Below are 19,112 nucleotides of genomic sequence, written 5' to 3' on the forward strand. Positions count from 1 at the left end.
ATAGTTCCCACACTTTCAAAAGAGTCTTATCCCATTTACAAATCAGATCTACAATGCAAACTAGAAACACTATTTTTGTTTAGGTTCTTTCCGATTTTCTTACTACGAAGACATTAAAAGTGAACGTTGGGTTTTTGTGAAAATAGAGTAGTTCTTACAAATTGCGTCTATTTCTGAATTTATGGCTTTTTTGGAGGAGATTTTCCATTGTGGACGGAACTCCGGCCGAGAGTTTATTTTTAGATTCTCGCTGAAATTCACTTGATCGTGGCTTTCTAATGATAAAACTTTCTTTTGCAGCCAGATGAAACGCGCCTATACTCATCCGATTTCGTCGGTAAATTTTCAAGATTATGAACTCCTGGCTAAACTTGCCTGGGAAGAAGATTGTCCCGAGGAAGATATCACTTCTGTTTCTCTTTTTTCTACCGACCAAAATGCTATCGCTAATTTGAATTCAAGAGAACCTGGAATTCTCTGTGGAACAGGTGTATTAGAAGTCTTGAATGTATTTTCAGGAAACAAAATTCGGTCGGAACTTTTGAAAAAGGATTCTGAAAGTTTTCAGGCTGGGGAAACCCTCTTAAAAATGGAAGGGAGTCTCGTTCAAATTCTAAGGATAGAAAGGATTTTACTGAATTTTATCCAGTATCTTTCTGGAATTTCCACTACCACCGGAGAAGTAGTCAAAAAATACGGACAAAAAGGTTTGATGATCTTAGACACTCGTAAGACACTTCCAGGTTATCGTAAACTTGCTAAATACGCCGTTTATTGCGGAGGTGGAAGTAATCATAGGTTGAATCTTTCTGAAATGGCTATGATTAAGGACAACCATCTTGCAATGTATTCTTCTACTCGTGAGCCTGTTGAAAAAATCAAATTACGTTTTCCTAATAAAATGGTTGAAGTGGAAATTGATTCTATTTTACAACTTGAAGACGCCATAGGTTCTGGGGCCGAAGTTATTCTTTTAGATAACTTTTCTCTGGAAGATTCTAAAACCGCGTATTCCATTTTGAAACAAAAGGCACCTAACGTTCTGATTGAATTTTCTGGTGGAATCACCCCTAAAAAACTAGAAGCCCTTTCTGAATTTTCTGGTGCTGGAGTTAGTATGGGTTATCTTACTCATACTACCCGTTTTTTGGATTTGGGTTTGGATATTGAACGGCACTAAAATTATGGGATTTGTAAAAACTCCTGTTACCAAAGATATGCTCCTTGAAGGAGTTCGTCAAAAACTTGGAGATCATGCGTACGAATCTGTTCAAAAGGCGTATGACGTTTCGGAACATGCACACCAAGGTCAGTTTCGTCTTTCGGGAGAACCTTATATCGTTCATCCTCTTCAAGTAGGATTTATTCTATATGAGTTAGGTCTTGACGAGAAGGTAATCTGCGCCGGTCTTCTTCACGATGTCATTGAAGATACGGAATATTCTAGAGAGGATATGATCAGAGATTTTGGAGAAGACATCACAGATTTAGTCGAAGGTGTCACTAAAATTTCCAAAATTAAAAATCAGTCCAAAGAAACAGAGGCTGCGGAAAATATTCGAAAGATCATCGTTGCAACGATCAAGGATATCCGAGTCATTCTTATCAAACTCGCAGATAAAACTCATAATCTTAGAACTCTTTCCTTTCAACCGCCGGAAAAACAAAGAAGAATCGCTCAAGAAACTATTTCGTTATATGCTCCGATTGCGGGTCGTTTGGGGATCTATAAAATCAAATCCGAGTTGGAAGATCTTGCGTTTCAGATTTTGAATCCGGATGAATACCAAGAAGTAAAGAAGAATATCAATTCTAAAAAGTCCGAAAGAGAAGGTTTTATTGAAACCTTGAAGATCATCCTTCTTCAAAGACTTTCCGAAATTCAGATTGAAGCTGACGTAGACGGAAGGGCAAAACATTTCTATTCCATCTATCGTAAGATGAAACTCAAAGAAAAAACTTTCAACGAAATTTTTGATCTTAGAGCAATTCGCATTATTACGAACGAAGTAAAGGATTGTTATGGAGTATTAGGAATTGTGCATACTCTTTGGAATCCGGTTCCGGGTCGTTTTAAAGATTATATTGCAACTCCTAAAACGAATATGTATCAATCTCTTCATACTACTGTGATCGGACCTGATGGAAAACCTTTGGAAGTGCAGATTCGTACTAGAGACATGAACGACATCGCTGAATACGGAATTGCAGCGCATTGGATGTATAAAGAAGGAAAACCCTCCGTTTCAGAAAAAAACGTTAAAGTAAAATGGCTCGAACTTCTTAGTTCTTGGCAGGATTCCGCTTTGGATCCAAAAGAATTTGTAGAAGAACTTAAATACGATCTTCACGAAGACGAAGTGTTTGTGTTTACTCCAAAAGGTGAAATTCTTCAACTCCCTAAGGGAGCTACTATTTTAGACTTCGCGTTTCGAATTCATACCGATGTAGGTTTAAAAGCTAAAGGTGGTAGAATCAATGGAAGAATGCTTCCTCTTCGTACTGAACTTCGTTCCGGAGATCAAATCGAAATTATTACCGATAAAAGAACAAAACCTTCTCCGATTTGGTTACGTATTGTTAGGACTCCTTCTGCTAGACAAAAATTAAGAAGTTATTTTAGAAAGTTAAGAGAGGAAAGTAAAAAAGATCTTCAACAAGAAGCTGAGTTTGCGGCGGAGATTACGCTTAACGTGGATGTTTTAGAAGAACTTAAGAAAAAACCTTCTTCTAAACCAGCTAAACAGATCGATCTGGCTGCGGGTAAAGTAATCGTTGCAGGCCTTCGTGGAATTCCTGTTAGACTTTCCGGTTGTTGTTCTCCTTTGCCGGGGGATGGTATTATTGGATTTGTCACTCGAGGTAGGGGAGTGAGTATTCATAAAAAAGGTTGTGTTACCGCCAAACAACAGGAACAAGAAGAGTCTATGAGAGTGATAACCGTAGAATGGGACTACGGTCAGAGCGAATCTATTCCTGTGCTTATCGAAGTAAAGTCGAAGGATAGGCAAGGTATTTTTATGGAAATTGTAAAATCAATTTCTAATACTCAAACTAATATTAGGGAATCTAAAGCAAGCACGGATCAAAGAGGGAACTTGGTCGCTAGTTTTGAAGTGGACGTGGAACATTTGGATCAACTCAAAGAGATTTTAAGCAATCTCAAACAAATTCCGGACGTATATCAAGCGCATAGAATTAAAAATTAAAGAGGTAGATACTTGAAGAAAATATTATATTCTGTTTTTTGTATTTTGTTTTTTTGTTTTCTCTCCGTTAATTGCGGAGATAAAGAAGAAGTTGAGTCTGTTGTAGTTGAAACCCTTCCTTGGAAGGGAAATCCAGATTCTATTCCTCTCGCTCTAAGAATTCAAAATCCCATCGTTTCACCAGATGCTAAAAAGGGCGGAACGTTTCGTATTTACAGCCATCAATTTCCTAAATCCTTAAATTATTATTTAGATCAGTTTACCACCACGGCTCACATCTTTGGTCTGATGTTTGAACCTCTTTTGGATTATCATCCGATTACTTTAGATCCAATTCCACATATTGCTTCTTCTTGGAAAATTTCTCCGGATAAAAAGAAGTTCACTTTTAAGATTGATGAAAACGCGTTTTGGTCGGACGGCAAACCGATTACGGCTAATGACGTTTTATTTACTTACGAAACCTTGATGGATAAAAATAACAACACTGCAGTTTTTAGGATCGATCTTTCCCGTTTTGAAAAACCGGTTGTTTTAAACGAAAGAGAAATTGAATTTACTCAAAAAGAAATTCACTGGTCTAATTTCAACACAATCGCAAATTCTCTTTATATTCTTCCCGCTCATTATTATAAAGATAGAAATTTCGATAAGGAGAATTTTGATTTTCCGGTCGTATCCGGTCCTTATTCCATGCTTTCTGCCAAAAAAGGTCGTTACGTGAAGATGAGAAGAAGAGGTGATTATTGGATGCGCGCTTATCCTTTTTATAAAGGAACGGATAATTTTGACACTATTCTATTCAAAGTTTATAATGAAGAGCCGATCGCCTTTCAAGCATTCAAAAAAGGTGATATAGATATTTATCCTACTTACACCGCCTCTTTTTGGGTAAAAGAAGCTGTGGGCGAAAAGTTTAATGAGAGTTACATTCTCAAACAAAAGATTTATAATTCTAAACCAATCGGTTTTCAAGGTTTGGTTTTTAATATGAGAAGAGGAATTTTTTCGGACGTTAGAGTTAGAAAAGCCTTCGCTCATTTAGTGGATCGAAAACTTCTCGTTGAAAAATTAGCTTATAACGAATACGAACTGACAAACTCTTTTTATCAGGATCTATGGCCTATCAATTCTTCTCCCAATCCTCCGATCGATTTTGACGTAAAGAAGGCAAGAGAATTACTTTCAGAAGCGGGATGGAAAACGAACTCGAAAGGTATTTTAGAAAAAGATGGTAAAGAATTTAGATTCACTATTTTGGAAAGAGATAAGAAGTCAGAAAAATATCTGACTCCTATTCAAGAAAGAGCTAAAGAAGTTGGGATTATAATCAACCTGGAAACAACTGATCTTGCTGAGTGGAGTTCCCGAATGGATAAGTATGACTTTGATATGACGTGGGCTGCTTGGGGTGGAGGAGTTTTCAAAGATCCGGAAGCGATGTGGTATTCTAAATATGCAGATGAAAAAGGGCAGCCGAATCTTTCTGGTTTTAAAAATTTGGAAGTAGATCGTTTAATCGAACAACAAAGAACCGAGTTTAATGTTCCAAAACGAAATGAGATTCTTAAAAAGATAGATAAAATATTAACTGCAGAAGTCCCATACGTTCTTTTATGGAATACTAGTGCGACTAGAATTATGTATTGGAATCGTTTTCAATTTCCTAAAAATCCTCTCGGAAAATATGGAAGCGAAAAAGAAGCTTCTTCTCTTTGGTGGTTGGATGAAGAAAAATCTTCTAAATTAAATGATGCTATTTTAAAAAAGGAAAAGTTATCTTCGGTTCCGGATAAAGTCTATTTTCAATAGATTCAAATTTATGAATAAACGGAATCGACTCGGAGAATTAAGCGGTGTTATACGGGATTTTTTAATCTCTCCTAAGATTCCAAATTTTATAGAACTCCTGGAAAAAGGGCTCGATAAAGAGCTGTTTTACGATCCGGAAAAAACGAAACCGGAAATTCCTATCGAGGACCTTCCGGTTGATTATAGACTTCGTGAATCCGGTTTTGTTAGAAAAACATACGAGAAACTTTTTCCTGTTTCTCATTTATTTCGCATAACGCACAGATATGAACGGGAATATTTAGACAACTTTATGCCTCTTTCCAGTGAAAAATACATAGGAAGAGGTTCTTACAAGTTTGTATATGCGCTTCCTTGGAATCAAGTGGTGAAAGTGGGTAAATCTAAGCTTCCGTCTGATCCTATTTTTGGTTCTTTGTATAAACACGTAAAAAAAAATTTAGACCGTTATTTGAAATCGGAAGAGATTCAACTAATGGATTTTTTAAAGTCCAAAGTTTGGTCTCGATCCGCTAAGGAAAACATTCATTTTAAATTTTCCCGTTTGGGTTTAGAAAGACTTCATTATTGGAAGTTGAAATCTTTGATACCGGATCTTGTGTTGCCTACTCGGTATTTTATGGGGCTTAGGTTTAGAAGGACTCCGGTCGGTATTCCGATTTTAACTCTTACTCCCTGTGATAATCAAAATTTACTTCCTGGAAAACATTTAAAAGAATTCATTCGATTGAATGAAAAGATCCGCCAAAATCCGTTGCAAGACGCTTTTTTTCCTAAATGGAAACTTAACTTTGATACTCATAAGTTTGGGGTGATTAGTCGTTCTAAGTTGAAAAAGATCGCTTTGGATTTTCATCGTGTGATTGAAGTGACGAAACATTTGGCTGATGAGGAAAAATTGATCTTTGATATTCATTCTGAAAATATAATCATTACTTTTCCTGATTTTTCTTTGAAGATTTTCGACTATCACGTGTTTGACGAACATCTTTACGAACCGAGTAAGGAAAATCCTTCGCCCGAGATCGATCATATCAATACGATTCGTGAATTTGTTCGTTCTTTTGAGTTGGGTTGAAATATTTTTGGATGTTCCCATTTTGTAGAGGTATGGAAATTTTTATAAACTGCGGTCACTCTGGACTTATGTGTTTTTTGGAGAGAGATTTCACATTCTACTTTTTTAAATTAACGTGAGTCTGGAAGTTTTTCTAAAAGTATTAGTTCCTACATTTTATGAAACTAAAGCAAACACTTCCTGAACTCAGCATCTCGCTTCTATTGGCGCTCGAAGTAACTCAGCAAACACCTATCGGTGTTTAGGTTTTGGGACAAGCTCGAAATCTAAAGACAACGATCGTCCAATTAAATTTTCGTATAAAATTGTCATATTGTGACCAATGACTAAATAAAAAAATATAAAACGTTATAATATAATACAATAATATTTAATTTAAGTTTTTTGTTTTATAGTTCAGAGTCGAATTGATTATTTTTTGATCACTGAATTTGGTTATAAAATGAGGCTAAAGATATTCTATTTTTGATATTTAAAAATATATCATAATTATATAATATGTAAAATAAAAAATTTGAAACCGTTTATAGTTTTTTGGAAATTTGAGTTATTGACAAATTTCATAGTGACGATCAATGAAATTGTTTCAATCGACCGTTTCCATAAAACAGAAACTAAGTGGCGATTCATTTTTTAACAACTCTAATAAATAAAACTTAAAAAATCAGTCATTTCGAAAAAATTGTTTGAATAATTGATCGTAGTGGTTCTGAAAAAACTTAAACGTAGTATGGCAAACTTTAAAATTAACGTGAATTCGGCCTAACGCGAAAGGGATCGGTGCGAGGTTAAACTCAGCAGAACGCTCTCTATGGATCGCGTTCTATATTGAAACTAAAGAAGATTGTTGTATAAGGTTTCCTGCATGCAGTTTGTTAACCAGAGTTGAGAGCCTGGTCCTGGGTGCCGGATTCGCCTAAATTTTTTATGTCGAACTTACGTTAAAATTAGAGCTAAAATCATTGAAATGTTTTTTAGAAAGAATTGAACTCATTTTTAGAGGGAGTATTAGACCGAATTTAGAACTTTTTGTCTATTGTTTTTCTTTTTACAGGATATACTTCCGCGAAAGAATGGATGAGAATTTAAAAAGGAACTTATAGAAATGATTGATCGTTATTCCAATCCGGAAATTTCCAAAATCTGGGAATTAGAAAACAAGTTCGAAATTTGGAAAGAAATAGAAATACTCGCCTGCGAAATCAGAATGAAACGAGGTGAAGTCCCTCAGGAAGATTTTCAAGAAATCAAATCGAAGGCTAAGTTTAAAGTAGATGAAATCCTTGAAATTGAAAGCAAGGTTCATCACGACGTGATTGCGTTTTTAACAAATATGAATTCCTACATCGGGCCTGCTGGAAGACATGTTCATTACGGTCTTACTTCTTCTGATATTGGGGACACGGCTCTTTGTGTTCAGATGGTTCAGGCTATGGATCTGATCCTAAAAAAAACGGACTTACTTATCGAAGCGGTTCGAGAAAAGGCGATCCAATATAAAAATCTTCCTTGTATCGGACGTTCTCATGGAATCCACGCCGAGCCTATGACTCTTGGACTTAAGTTCGCATTATTTTTTGAAGAATTAAATAGAAATAAAAAAAGAATGGCTGAAGCAAGAAATGAAATCTCCGTTGGAAAACTTTCTGGAGCCGTGGGAACTTATTCTAACATTGACCCTGAAATCGAAGCTTACGTTTGTGAGAAGATGGGGTTGAGAGTGGATCCGATTGCAACCCAAGTTGTTTCTAGAGATCGTCACGCTTTTTATCTTTCTGTGTTAGGTGTTACTGCTTCTTCTTTGGATCGTATGGCGACAGAAATTCGACTTTTACAAAAGACGGAAGGACGAGAAGTAGAAGAACCTTTTTCTGCGGGCCAAAAAGGATCATCTGCAATGCCTCACAAAAGAAACCCTGTGATTTGTGAAAGAATTTCCGGACTTTCCAGAGTGATTCGTGCAAATGTAAATGTGGGTTTACAAGACGTGGCTCTTTGGCACGAAAGGGATATTTCCCATTCTTCCGCAGAAAGGGTTGTACTTCCAGATTCTACCATCGCTTTAGAATACATTTTGGATAAGATGTTGTTTGTGATCAAAAATCTTCACGTTTATCCGGACGCAATCAATAGAACGTTAGGCGTCACCCGTGGGCTTATATTTTCGCAAAAAGTTTTGCTCGCTCTGATCGAAAAAGGAAAAATCGTAAGAGAAGAAGCATATTTGATTGTTCAGGAACATGCAATGGCGGTCTGGGCCAATCCATCTGAAACTTTGAAATATAGATTAGAAAAAGACGATCGGGTTAATAGAGTTTTGACTCAAAAAGACTTGGAAGACATTTTTAAAATAGAACCTTATTTGGAAAAAGTAGGATTGATCTATAAAAGATTAGGTCTTGAATAAATGAAAATTGGGATTTTTGGTTTAGGTTATACCGGGATTCGAATTGCGGGTATTTTAAAGTTTCAAGCTGGGATTGAACTGGAAACGTTTTCTTCAAATACGCAAATTGAAGGAACTGTAATATTCAATTTTTCAAATATTTCTACTTTGAAAATTTTTTCTGAAAAATTTTCGAAAAATAGTTTTGATTTAAGTTTGGTAACATTTCCGATTCAAAAACTTTCCGATCCGTTTGCTTTTTTGGACGTTTTATTTTCGGTTAGTAAAAATTCTATTTTGCTTGGAACTACGAGTATTTATCAGAGGTTCCCGGATATTGTGGAATCTACTCTTATTCTCAAAGATCATGATCGTTTTGTTCTAGAAGAAGATTGGCTCAGAAGAGGTGGAAAGATTCTGAGACTTTGTGGTATTTATGGGCCTCTTCGTAATCCAGCAGATTGGATTAGAAAAGGGCTCGTGAGAAAAAATTCCAGACAACTCAATCTGATTCACGGAGATGACGTGGCTTTTGCGGTTTCTCTATTGATTCAAAAGATTCAAACGGCTGGATGGGATGTGATTCCGAATGTTCTTAATCTTTCGGACAATCAATGGCATACTTGGAAAGAAATTTTTTCTTTTTTAGAAGAGCATAATAAAATTTCGGAAACACCTCTTGAGGAATCGAGCAAAGAGGATTGTTTTATAGACAGCGAAAAAATTAGAATCTTACTTCCTAATTTACAAACCAAAAATTTTTGGATAGAACTGGAAACTTTGGAAGGGATTGGTCGGCGAAATGAAAAATAAAGTTGATCCCAAAATTTCAGTTTTAATTCAGTTTGTAGTCTAGAATGGATCGGAAGGTGGGAGCGGTTTTGACGTTTACTGTTTTTGGTCCTTTGCATATAACGAACAAAGTAAAGTTTGAATGGGCAGCGTAAAAAGTATAATTTGTAGTAGTTCCCACATTTTATTTTTTACGGAAAAGTCAAATTTTATAAAACAAATCTCTGACTTATGTGAAGTGATGTGGTTTATTTTTACGGAAATGTAGAAATTCTTTTTAGATTTTATCTATTTTAACGAGAGTTTTGTCATGGTTCATTTTTCTAAAAAAATGGATCGAACTTTGTAAATCATTCCTAAAACGTGGGAACTATTTTGAATTACGATTTTACGAATCGATTCTAGAATTGTAGGAACTCATACTTTTCGAAAATTCTTTCTCATTTTCTTACGACAAACTCATGTTATTTTAGAATAGATTGATTTTTTAATGTTCTCTTATCGTGAAACTAATTCTAAAGCGATACACTGTGTCACTTAGAACGACCTCTCATAACTATCAAATTGAATACCTAAATGTTTGTCACTTAAGTAAGTTCTATATTGAAACTAAATGTGAAATATTGTATTAAGTTTCTTTTATACAATTTATTGACTGGAGCTAAAAGCGCGGTTCGATAGGCGGATTCGCTTTTATTTCCCTTACACTGAATTTATAGGAATGATTGGTCTGAGTATTTTATGATATAGTTCTGAGTAAAATGCGACCTCATAGAGCGCATTGGTTTTTTAAATTTATCAAGATCTTCTCTACGAATTCAATTTCAATATTAGAGTTATTTAAAAATGAATTCTTTATTTGTTTCTGTTATATTAAAACGAATAATTGAAGCAGTTTTACTAAACTCACTATGGAATTTTTCAATAACTTTAATTTTAAAATCATTACAGAATTAAGAGGGCTGTGGGACGGATACATTCAGAAATTGAAAAAATCATCCAATCGCGAAAAAAATCGGAACAATTTAAAAATGAGCAAGCTTTCATTGAAGTTTCAGTTCATAATGGAACAATAAGTGCGGTTGCTTTCACAAATATTGAAGGTAGGAAAATGGAAGAGTTATTTTCTAAAGTAGGTTACTCCGGTCTTTTTGGGATTATTTGGACAAGTTTTCTAATACGTTATTTGCTCTTTTCAGGAATTTCATTTTGGGTCATTTGGGTTTTGTTTGAAAAAAGATTTTTCCACAAACTCATTCAGGGTAAAAAACCTGAAAAGGAAAATATCATTCACGAAGTAAAATATTCTTTTATTACTTTTTTTATCTTTTCCTTGTCCGGAATTTTTGTGGTTTGGGCGAAAATGAACGGATACAATCGGATTTACGAAAACGTCGGAGATTACGGAATTCTATATCTGATTTTCAGTTTATTGGCATTGATTTTTTTACATGATACTTATTTTTATTGGACGCATCGTATGATGCATCATAGACTTTTGTTCAAATATTTTCATCTTGTACATCATAAATCTATAAATCCTTCTCCTTGGGCTGCGTTTTCCTTTCATCCTTTGGAGGCGATTGTAGAAGCTGGAATTGTTCCGATCGTATCCTTTGTTCTTCCTCTTCATCCTGGTGTGATGATTGTATTTTTCGTTTATATGACTTCGTTGAACGTGTTAGGGCATCTTTCTTATGAATTTTTTCCTTCCTGGTTTTTAAAAAATAAATTCACAAATTGGCATAATACTACTACACACCACAATATGCATCATAAATACTTTAACTGTAATTATTCTCTTTATTTCAACTTTTGGGATAAGGTTATGGGAACTAATCACGAAAAATATAAAGAGAACTTCGAAAAAATTGCTTCAAGATCACCTAACAAAGAATATATATTAGAAAAATCAAAACTTATTACCTAGAAAAATTAAATTTCCTAAGTAATGACTAACTTTACTTTTAAAATTGTGAATCGAATACATTATTTTTTTTCTGTTTTGGTTTTTCTTTTAATTCTTTTGTATCCTTGTTTTCGCTCATCTCCTGCGCTTCAAATTGATCCTTTGGCTTAGGTCGATCCGGTATGGGAGAACTGTTCGGTTTTACCGCTTCTTTTCCGTCTTGATTTTCTTTTGGAATTGTTTTGACCACTTCGTTCTTTTTCTCTTCGTCTTTTGTGGATGGACAATACACTTCTACTGTTCTTGCAGTATAAAACGGTCCCGCAAAAAAATGGATCATGGTATCTGGAATTGTACGCACCATCTTTACTTCTCCAGGACTATCTTGACACGAAGCTTCTTCGCTGTCCGATAAGGAATAGATTCCGAAAAAAGTATTTGCTTGTTTATTTCTTTTTTCCGGCGGTGAAGGTGCGTGTATAGAAGACAATGGTTTAGAATTTTCCTTATGAACGATCACAGTAGAATGACAGTTCATAAAAAAATAGGCCGCCAAACTAAAACTTAAAATTCTAATTAAGGATAACATTCTACCTCCAAGGTCTGAGGAGAATAGATTGTAAGTGTCAATTGTTCCCAGACCGCGTCCCAAAAAGAAGTGAATTGATGTGCGGATCTAGGCCCTTGTGGACAGTATTTGGTTATCTCCACTACTTGTTCTGTGGGCAGCAATCCGAAAAAAAAATACTTCTGGTGAATTGTATATATCTTGCCAGGCTCTTCTCTTTTTGTTCTTTTTTCCTCCATTACACGTTTACATTCGTTTGAATATTGATTGATTTGACAAGCTTCTGGGGTTGTTTGTGGAAAACGGACCCAGGCATGTCTACATTCCGTCAAAAAAAGAACCGCAAGAAAAAATATTAGTATTTTATAATTTTTTATTTTTAAAATATTCTTCATTTTGAATCCTCCTTAGTTTTGTTGACGATACGTCCGAACCGAAACATTGCTTTTTCCTGCGCTTACGTAGATATAATTGATACTTCCAGAAGGTACGGATACAGCCGAGTAAATTTGTTGAACGTTAGTCGCATCTGTGAGACCGTTCCCTGCAATTTGACTCCACAACGCAGAAGATGATCCTGGGTTGGCTACATTGGTTCTATAAATTCTGATTCCGTTTGGATTATCATATCCTATGTAAAGATAGGATCCGTTTTTCATCACCATGGTGATCGTTCGGTTTGTAGAATCTCCCATGTTGGTAATTCCACTTCCATCGTCACCTACTACGGACCAATCCGCCGCGTCACATTCGCTCGTGTTTCCTGAAATTGTAGGATCACATTTCCAAAGTTGCGCTCTTCGATTTGTAGTCGTTCCATCTGTACATCCTGTCACGATTCCTGGATTGGTTCTGATCCCAGTTGCCTGAGAACTTTGAATACAAATGGTTCTAGTTACATAAAGATTATTGTTGAACTCAGCGAATTGTGCAAACGCCTTATCTCCCGGAATCAGATTATAAAATTGATTTAACTCCAATGAGAACCAGTTGTTTGTAGGACTGTTATGCCATTTTGTATTGGTTCTAGGTCCGATCTCCACCCAGTTAGAACAAGAATCCGGTCCAGTACAAGCTGCAGTTGGATCTGCAGTTGTAGAACGTATTATAGAACCGTTATGTCCTACCGAGTGTAATCCTCCGTTTGCGGCGTAGAGACGATTCTTAAATACGAACATGGAATCTACTCCTATATAATACGCCCAGTTTGGATGTGCATTATTATTAATTCCTAATAAACCCGTGGATGGTCCTCCAAAGTAAGGAAGGAAATCGATTCGAATTCTTTTTCCTTTGGTTCCGTCGAATGCGTCACAGTTGGAGCCTGGAGTACAGAATCCGGTTGTTCCAGAATCTGCAGAGTTAAAAGTTACAAATCCGAAGTCGGGTGCGTTAAGTCCTCCAAACAATCCGATTCCATCGTTGCTCGATTTTGCAAAACCTGCAAATACTCTGTTGTTGAGTACAGTCAGCGAAGACGTTCCGGCAGTTAAGGTTCCGGTGATTGATCCTAGGTCTATATATTTGAAACTCATATTAGAAGACGGATCTGCGGAGTAATACAGATAATCGAATAAGTATTGTCCCAGTCCATCCGCTATGGTTTTTGCACCTGCAACAAATAGATAGGAAGCGCTGGAAAGAATTCCCGTAGAGAACACTCCTCTTCCATTTTCGTTATCTGGACCACATCCTGTAGAGAGAGTTCCGTTGTTTATAGTACATCCGGAATGTCCTAATGTTACGTAAGGCGGAACCGAGATAGAATTTTCTCTGGAAGAAGCTGTATTTGAACTTACGTTAGTCACATCTCCGTCTTGAGCAGTTGTATCTTTTTCAAAGGAGAATTGAACTGATTCTGGAACACTTCCGTCATAGGCAAATCGGAGCGCTCCGTTTCCGGAATTGTTCGGTCCTGAGTAGATTTTAGAATTAAAATCTGCGAGATAACCGAACGTAGACGAGTTCGGGTCTATGGAGATTGGTCCGTCTGCAAAGTTCACTGGAGAAGTTCCACATCCTAAAAAAGAAGCCCTATCTCTTGGAGAAGATTGAAGGTTCTCCGTATCCAAAGAATTTCGAATTGATCCCCAGCTTGAATTGTCAAATCCGTCTCCGTCTACGGAATCCGCGGTGATGATTGTATATTGTGCTCCGGTTTGTACTAAGTTATGCACTACACATACTTTTGCAGAATCTGCAGTTGCTCCGTTACAAACGATTCCATCTAACATCTTCACACTGTTAATCGTTCCCAAGTCGCTTGCTCCGGAAATTTTGTAACGGTTAGAACATTCTGTAGAACCAGTACATTCTGCAGAACCGGAGATATTGTTTCCAGATTTAGGAGCCTTAGAGAAATTCAAAATCACAGAATTGGAATTTGCACAAGAGGCAGATACGATTTTGATTTGTTCCTGTCCTAAAAAGTCTCCGTAGTTTGCACAACCCAAATTGTTCGGAGTTGTAGAAAGATCTTGTACTCCTGACTTGTTCACTAAAATCGTATAAGGTGCGTTAGACGTTTGTGAAGAACCTAGAGTTAAAACAAATACAGATCCGCTTCCACTCACTGAGGAAACAGTAATCGCAGAAGAGGTAGAAGTAAAGTTGCTGTTATCCGAACAATTTCCAGTTACAGAGGACGTAACGGCCAATTTGTAATTTGCTGCTGTTTTTGCCTGTGTTTCGTTTACGTTTTCTGAATATGTAATTCTCAGAGTAGTAGGAGTCAAAGCGACTACGTTTGTGATCGTAGGCGCGATCGTATCTAAAAAGATCACAGTCAAAGAAGTGTTTCCACTGATACTTCCCAAGGTTGCCGTGACGATCACGGCACCGGCGGCAATTCCTGTTGCCCTACCTTCTATTCCGAAGGCGTTGCTGATTGTTCCCAAGGTTGTATCGGAAGAAGTCCAAGTCACTTGAGTTGTAATGTCCTGCATCGTTCCATCAGAATACGTTCCAGTTGCTATAAAATTTTTAGTTTGTGTCATATAAACAAAACTATTAGTAGGACCTACCGAAAGAGAAACCAATACGGCAGCCGTAACCGTCAAACTGGTGGAATTAGAAATTCCTGTAAGAGTTGCGGTAATTGTGGTGGCTCCTGTGCCTACAGTCGTAGCCAAACCTTCGTGGCCGCTCGCGTTGCTGATCGTAGCTACCGAAACGCTAGAAGAAGTCCAGGTAACTTGAGAAGTAACGTCTAACGTGCTAAAATCTGAATATACTCCGATTGCGGTGTAGGCCTTGGTATTCCCTTTGGCTACACTAATGTCTGATGGAGAAACCTGGATAGAATTCAGAACCGCAGACGTAACGGTTACGTTCGTGTTAGGGCTGGATGTTCCTCCAAAAGACGCGGAGATATTTGTAGAACCAGTGTCAATTGCGGCCATTCTTCCTTGAGTTCCGTTTGCATTGCTGATTGTAGCAGTAGAAGTATTGGAAGAATTCCAAGTCACTTGAGTGGTCAGATCTCTGGAAGAACCATCTGTATAATAACCGGTCGCTACGAAGTCTTGATTCAATCCTTTTGCAATGTTAAAAGAAGAAGTGGGAGCGATCGTGATGTTTGTTAAGGTTGCGTTTGTAACTGTTAGTACACTTGGATCTGAAGTAACGGCGCCTAGACTTGCGCTGATATTGGTGGATCCAGTTTGAAGAGTAGTCGCTTTACCGTTGGTTCCGGAAGCGTTGCTGATCGTGGCAACTGCAGGATTGGAAGAAGCCCAAGTAACGGAATCGGTTAGATTCTGATTACTACCGTCCGAGTAAACTCCGGTTGCAGTAAAATTTTGAGACAGACCGTTGGCAATGTTCGGATGTGTTGGATCGATCTGAATACTGGTCAAGCTTGGAGCAATTACTGTAAGATCAGCGTATCCACTAACACCTCCTAACGTTGCGGTGATCCTTGAAGTTCCAGTGGTACTGTTTCCGTTTGCGGGAGAATTCATCAGTTTCTTTTTAGGGCCGGTTTCTAAAACTCCTAGTTGTATTACGTTTGTTTGTGAGCTATCCCAAACAACTTGATCACTGATATTCAAGTTGCTTCCATCTGAAAAAACACCTGTCGCGATTGCTCTCGTAGAAGTTCCTTTTGCAATCGGAGAATCTTCCAGAGTTACTTGGATTGAATCTAAAACTGCTGCATTGACCGTAAAACTGATTGCAGATAAAGTTCCGCCTAACGCAGCACTGATCTGAATGTTTCCTTGTGCAACACCTGTCGCCTGTCCCTGTCTACCCAAGGCATTGTCTATAGAAGCGATGGAAGAATCCGCACTTGTCCAAGCGACGGAAGTAGTCAAATCTTGATTGCTTCCATCAGAATACGTTCCGGTTGCGGTAAGGTTTAAACTTCTTCCTACCGCTACGGAAGGAAGAGACGGAGTAATCGTGATTGAATTTAAAACAGCGTTTGTGACTGTGAGAGTAGTAGCAGAAGAAGTAACGGCGCCTAACGTTGCAGATATGTTTGTAGTTCCGGCAGAAGAACCCAAGGCAATTCCTTGAGTTCCGTTTGCGTTGCTGATTGTCGCTCTGTTCGTATTGGAAGAATTCCAAGTTACTTGAGAGGTCAGGTTCTGATTACTTCCATCTGTATAAACTCCAGTTGCCGTAAAAGGAATGGTAAGCCCTGAAGCGACCGAAGGGTTGGTGGGTGACACTTCGATAGAAATTAAAGTTGCCGCATTGACCGATATGTCGGTATATGCGGAGATTGCCTCTAACGTTGCAGTAATTCTTGCTGTACCTAAACCCCCGGAGGAAGGAGATTGTATTTCTCTTTTGGGGACCGCAGTTAAATTAGCTATTTGTAATATTGAAGAATTAGAGCTATTCCAAGCGACTTGATCGCTTATGTTTTGAGAAGAACCGTCCGAGTAGACTCCGATTGCTTGTACAAACGTAGAAGTACCTCGAGCGATCGAATGGGAATCGGAAATCACTTGAATTGATTCTAAAGTAGCATTGGTAACATTTAAAGAAATAGTAATATCTACTCCTCCGATGGCAGCGGTAATGTTTGTACTACCAACTCCAACTCCGGTAATTCTTCCGGATAAACCGGCAGAATTATCTACGGTAGCTACACTTGGTAAGGAACTGGACCAAGTTACTTGGTTTGTAATGTCGGAAACTGTACCATCCGAAAAAACTCCGGTAGCGGTAAGATATAATGTTCTTCCATTGGCTACACTAGGATTTGCGGGAGTGATTGTAATGTTAGTAAGAACCGCAGAAGTGACGTTTACTTGTGTCTGCCCTGTTATTCCGCCTAACGTTGCTGTGATGTTTGCTGAACCGGTTGATTGAGTAGTAAGAAGGCCTTTGGTAGATGCAGAATTATCGATTGTTGCAACCGAAGTATTTAGAGATGCCCAGGAAACCTGATTTGTTAAATCTTGAGTGGACTGATTGCTATAGGTTCCAATTGCTGTGTACTGTTGGACTTTGCCAAGAGGATAACTTGAGTTGGCAGGAGTTACTGCGATCGAACTAAGAGTTGCCGCACTTACGGTTACATTCAAATTGGAAGTTTTACTTTCAAAGGAAGTGACAATAGACGTACTACCTGGAGAAAGCCCGGAAACTAAACCTGTGGTGTTTACACCTGCAATAGAAGATTGAGTTATGTTCCAAGACACGCTTGGGTCGGAAGTTAAAACCTGAGTACTACCGTCCGAAAAAATTCCTTCCAATTTACATTGACGATCGATTCCAACAGGTAATGGGCTGCCTTGGTTCACGCAGGTTACGGTCAGATCGGATAAAATAGCAGATGTGACGGTTAACGTTGTGGTTGCACTTTTTCCTTGAAAGGATACATTCACGTTTCCAGAACCTAAATTCATTCCTTTAAATTGGGATTGTGTTAGTAGTTTGAGGATGTTCGAATCTACAGAATACCAGGATCCCTCTAAGGAAACATCTCGGCGAGTATTGTCTTTGTAGATAGCGGTGGCGTTTAGATGTAAAGTTGTGCCTCGAGCTAAATTTGCGTTAGGCGTGGAAATTTCGATCCGATCTAACTCTACTGTAGACGGCTCCGACTCAAACGGATTATTTACTCCTAGGAAAAGCATCCAAAGTGAATTGTTTGCCCCACCTTTTTTACCGGCTAGTAAACCGGGGGCGCCTGAAAAAATTGGCCAGGCCGCGCAGCTTTCCAAAAAAAATATGCTGAATAGTAAAAAGAGGATAAGAATAAACTTAAGTAGGAGTCGTGTTTTTTTAACTTTGAGTTTATTGATATTCTTGGTCATCTTCATAAACCTTTCATAAAAGATTTAAAAAATACTATGTAGAGAGAATATTAACTTTTAAAGAGCGAAAATTAAAATATAAATAATACTTTAACATCCTAAATGGCACAAATTATAATATTATTATAATAGTGTGCCTCTTTTTTGTTTTTTGACTCAAAGTATATGCAAGAAAATTACAAAGTAAATAATTTTTTGACAAAAATTTCATATAAACAATTCGAAAAATAAAAATTGAATTCAAACGTTAAGTATTATGTCAATCGTAAGCAACGTGTGAAAAAAAATGAAAGTTTCATCGATCGCTGGTATAAAATTAAAAGTATAGTTTTAGTGTTTCTACTGATTCTTGTATAAGAAAGTAGTGTAAATTTTGAGAAAAATTCTAGTTTTAAGTCGGAATTTTAAGCACTTTATTATAGTTCTGAGTAACGTTGAGACTGTAATAAGATAATATAACGAACGGATTGAAAATGAAAACTAAATGGTTTTTACAAACAGTATAGTATTGGAATACTGTTAATTTTATATTCGAAAGATAGGTTTATAGTCAAAATGAAAGGTTTTATAGTCGTTTTAGTAAAAATAAAATATTAAGCGACTTAAAAATAATTTTACTGATCTCTATAAAATAAATCTTTATCACAAAATCTATTTCGGTGTAAAACATCATTATTCTGTTATATATCTTTGAGTAAAAGTCTAATACCTAATCTTAAAACTTACTGATAACGAACTACTAGAAAGTTCGTAAATATCCAGATGTAACTGTTTCTGTGGAAACTCTAACATTTGATCTGAACTTATAAAGATTATCGTTTATGTCTTTTGAGACAAGTTCTAACTATTACTACTCGGATGTATGAAAGGAATACTATGTTGAGTTTGTTTTAAAACTTAGAATCTGAGAAGCCAACAATTCTAGATTTGGCGCAATTTCGCGAGGACTTCTATATTTTTAAAAAAAATTATTCGTTAATGATTGTACCATTTTTATGCGGCTGAGTAAATGAAAATTTGTAAGAAAAATCACATTACACATTTTTTAAGGTTTAGTATGGGAAAATTAAGTTTTATAAAGCT

General features: G+C 36.9%; 10 protein-coding genes. 7 read left to right on the forward strand and 3 right to left on the reverse strand.

Translation table 11 applies throughout. From position 1 onward, the window contains the following. Positions 1–304 precede the first annotated feature (304 nt). From nadC to LEP1GSC059_RS15800, 7 genes are all read left to right on the forward strand, one after another. Complete coding sequence (gene nadC, locus LEP1GSC059_RS15770) at positions 305–1,180, forward strand: carboxylating nicotinate-nucleotide diphosphorylase (RefSeq protein WP_002177127.1); 876 nt, start codon at positions 305–307, stop codon at positions 1,178–1,180. Between the two features lie 4 nt (positions 1,181–1,184). Then, positions 1,185–3,209, forward strand: a complete 2,025-nt coding sequence (locus tag LEP1GSC059_RS15775; RefSeq protein WP_017214445.1) for a RelA/SpoT family protein — start codon at positions 1,185–1,187, stop codon at positions 3,207–3,209. Between the two features lie 12 nt (positions 3,210–3,221). Further along, the gene (locus LEP1GSC059_RS15780; protein WP_017214446.1) at positions 3,222–5,021 is read left to right on the forward strand and encodes an extracellular solute-binding protein; all 1,800 of its coding nucleotides are present in this window, start codon (positions 3,222–3,224) and stop codon (positions 5,019–5,021) included. A gap of 10 nt (positions 5,022–5,031) precedes the next feature. Then, positions 5,032–6,099 (forward strand): hypothetical protein, encoded by a 1,068-nt coding sequence (locus LEP1GSC059_RS15785; RefSeq protein WP_002177115.1) that lies wholly within the window; start codon positions 5,032–5,034, stop codon positions 6,097–6,099. Positions 6,100–7,204: 1,105 nt separating this feature from the next. Beyond that, a complete protein-coding gene (gene purB / locus LEP1GSC059_RS15790; protein ID WP_002177129.1) occupies positions 7,205–8,506 on the forward strand; it encodes an adenylosuccinate lyase in 1,302 nt (433 codons plus the stop codon). Beyond that, positions 8,507–9,298 (forward strand): Rossmann-fold NAD(P)-binding domain-containing protein, encoded by a 792-nt coding sequence (locus LEP1GSC059_RS15795; RefSeq protein WP_017214447.1) that lies wholly within the window; start codon positions 8,507–8,509, stop codon positions 9,296–9,298. It abuts the gene before it with no gap. A gap of 1,090 nt (positions 9,299–10,388) precedes the next feature. Further along, the gene (locus LEP1GSC059_RS15800; protein ID WP_036057837.1) at positions 10,389–11,207 is read left to right on the forward strand and encodes a sterol desaturase family protein; all 819 of its coding nucleotides are present in this window, start codon (positions 10,389–10,391) and stop codon (positions 11,205–11,207) included. Between the two features lie 37 nt (positions 11,208–11,244). Here the strand turns inward: LEP1GSC059_RS15800 and LEP1GSC059_RS15805 are convergent, their stop codons facing one another. The 3 genes from LEP1GSC059_RS15805 to LEP1GSC059_RS15815 are packed head-to-tail and all read right to left on the reverse strand — an operon-like array spanning position 11,245 to position 18,029. Continuing rightward, a complete protein-coding gene (locus LEP1GSC059_RS15805) occupies positions 11,245–11,775 on the reverse strand; it encodes an LIC_10461 domain-containing protein (RefSeq protein ID WP_020981052.1) in 531 nt (176 codons plus the stop codon). Continuing rightward, positions 11,763–12,149 carry a Bor/Iss family lipoprotein gene (locus LEP1GSC059_RS15810; RefSeq protein WP_002177131.1) on the reverse strand — a complete coding sequence of 129 codons (387 nt, stop codon included), beginning with the start codon at positions 12,147–12,149 and terminating at the stop codon, positions 11,763–11,765. Before LEP1GSC059_RS15810 ends, LEP1GSC059_RS15805 begins: the two co-directional genes overlap by 13 nt. A gap of 12 nt (positions 12,150–12,161) precedes the next feature. Continuing rightward, positions 12,162–18,029, reverse strand: a complete 5,868-nt coding sequence (locus LEP1GSC059_RS15815) for a beta strand repeat-containing protein (protein WP_036057830.1) — start codon at positions 18,027–18,029, stop codon at positions 12,162–12,164. Positions 18,030–19,112: the final 1,083 nt, after the last annotated feature.

Origin of the sequence: Leptospira noguchii serovar Panama str. CZ214, from assembly GCF_000306255.2 — a bacterium.
GTDB classification, from domain to species: domain Bacteria; phylum Spirochaetota; class Leptospiria; order Leptospirales; family Leptospiraceae; genus Leptospira; species Leptospira noguchii.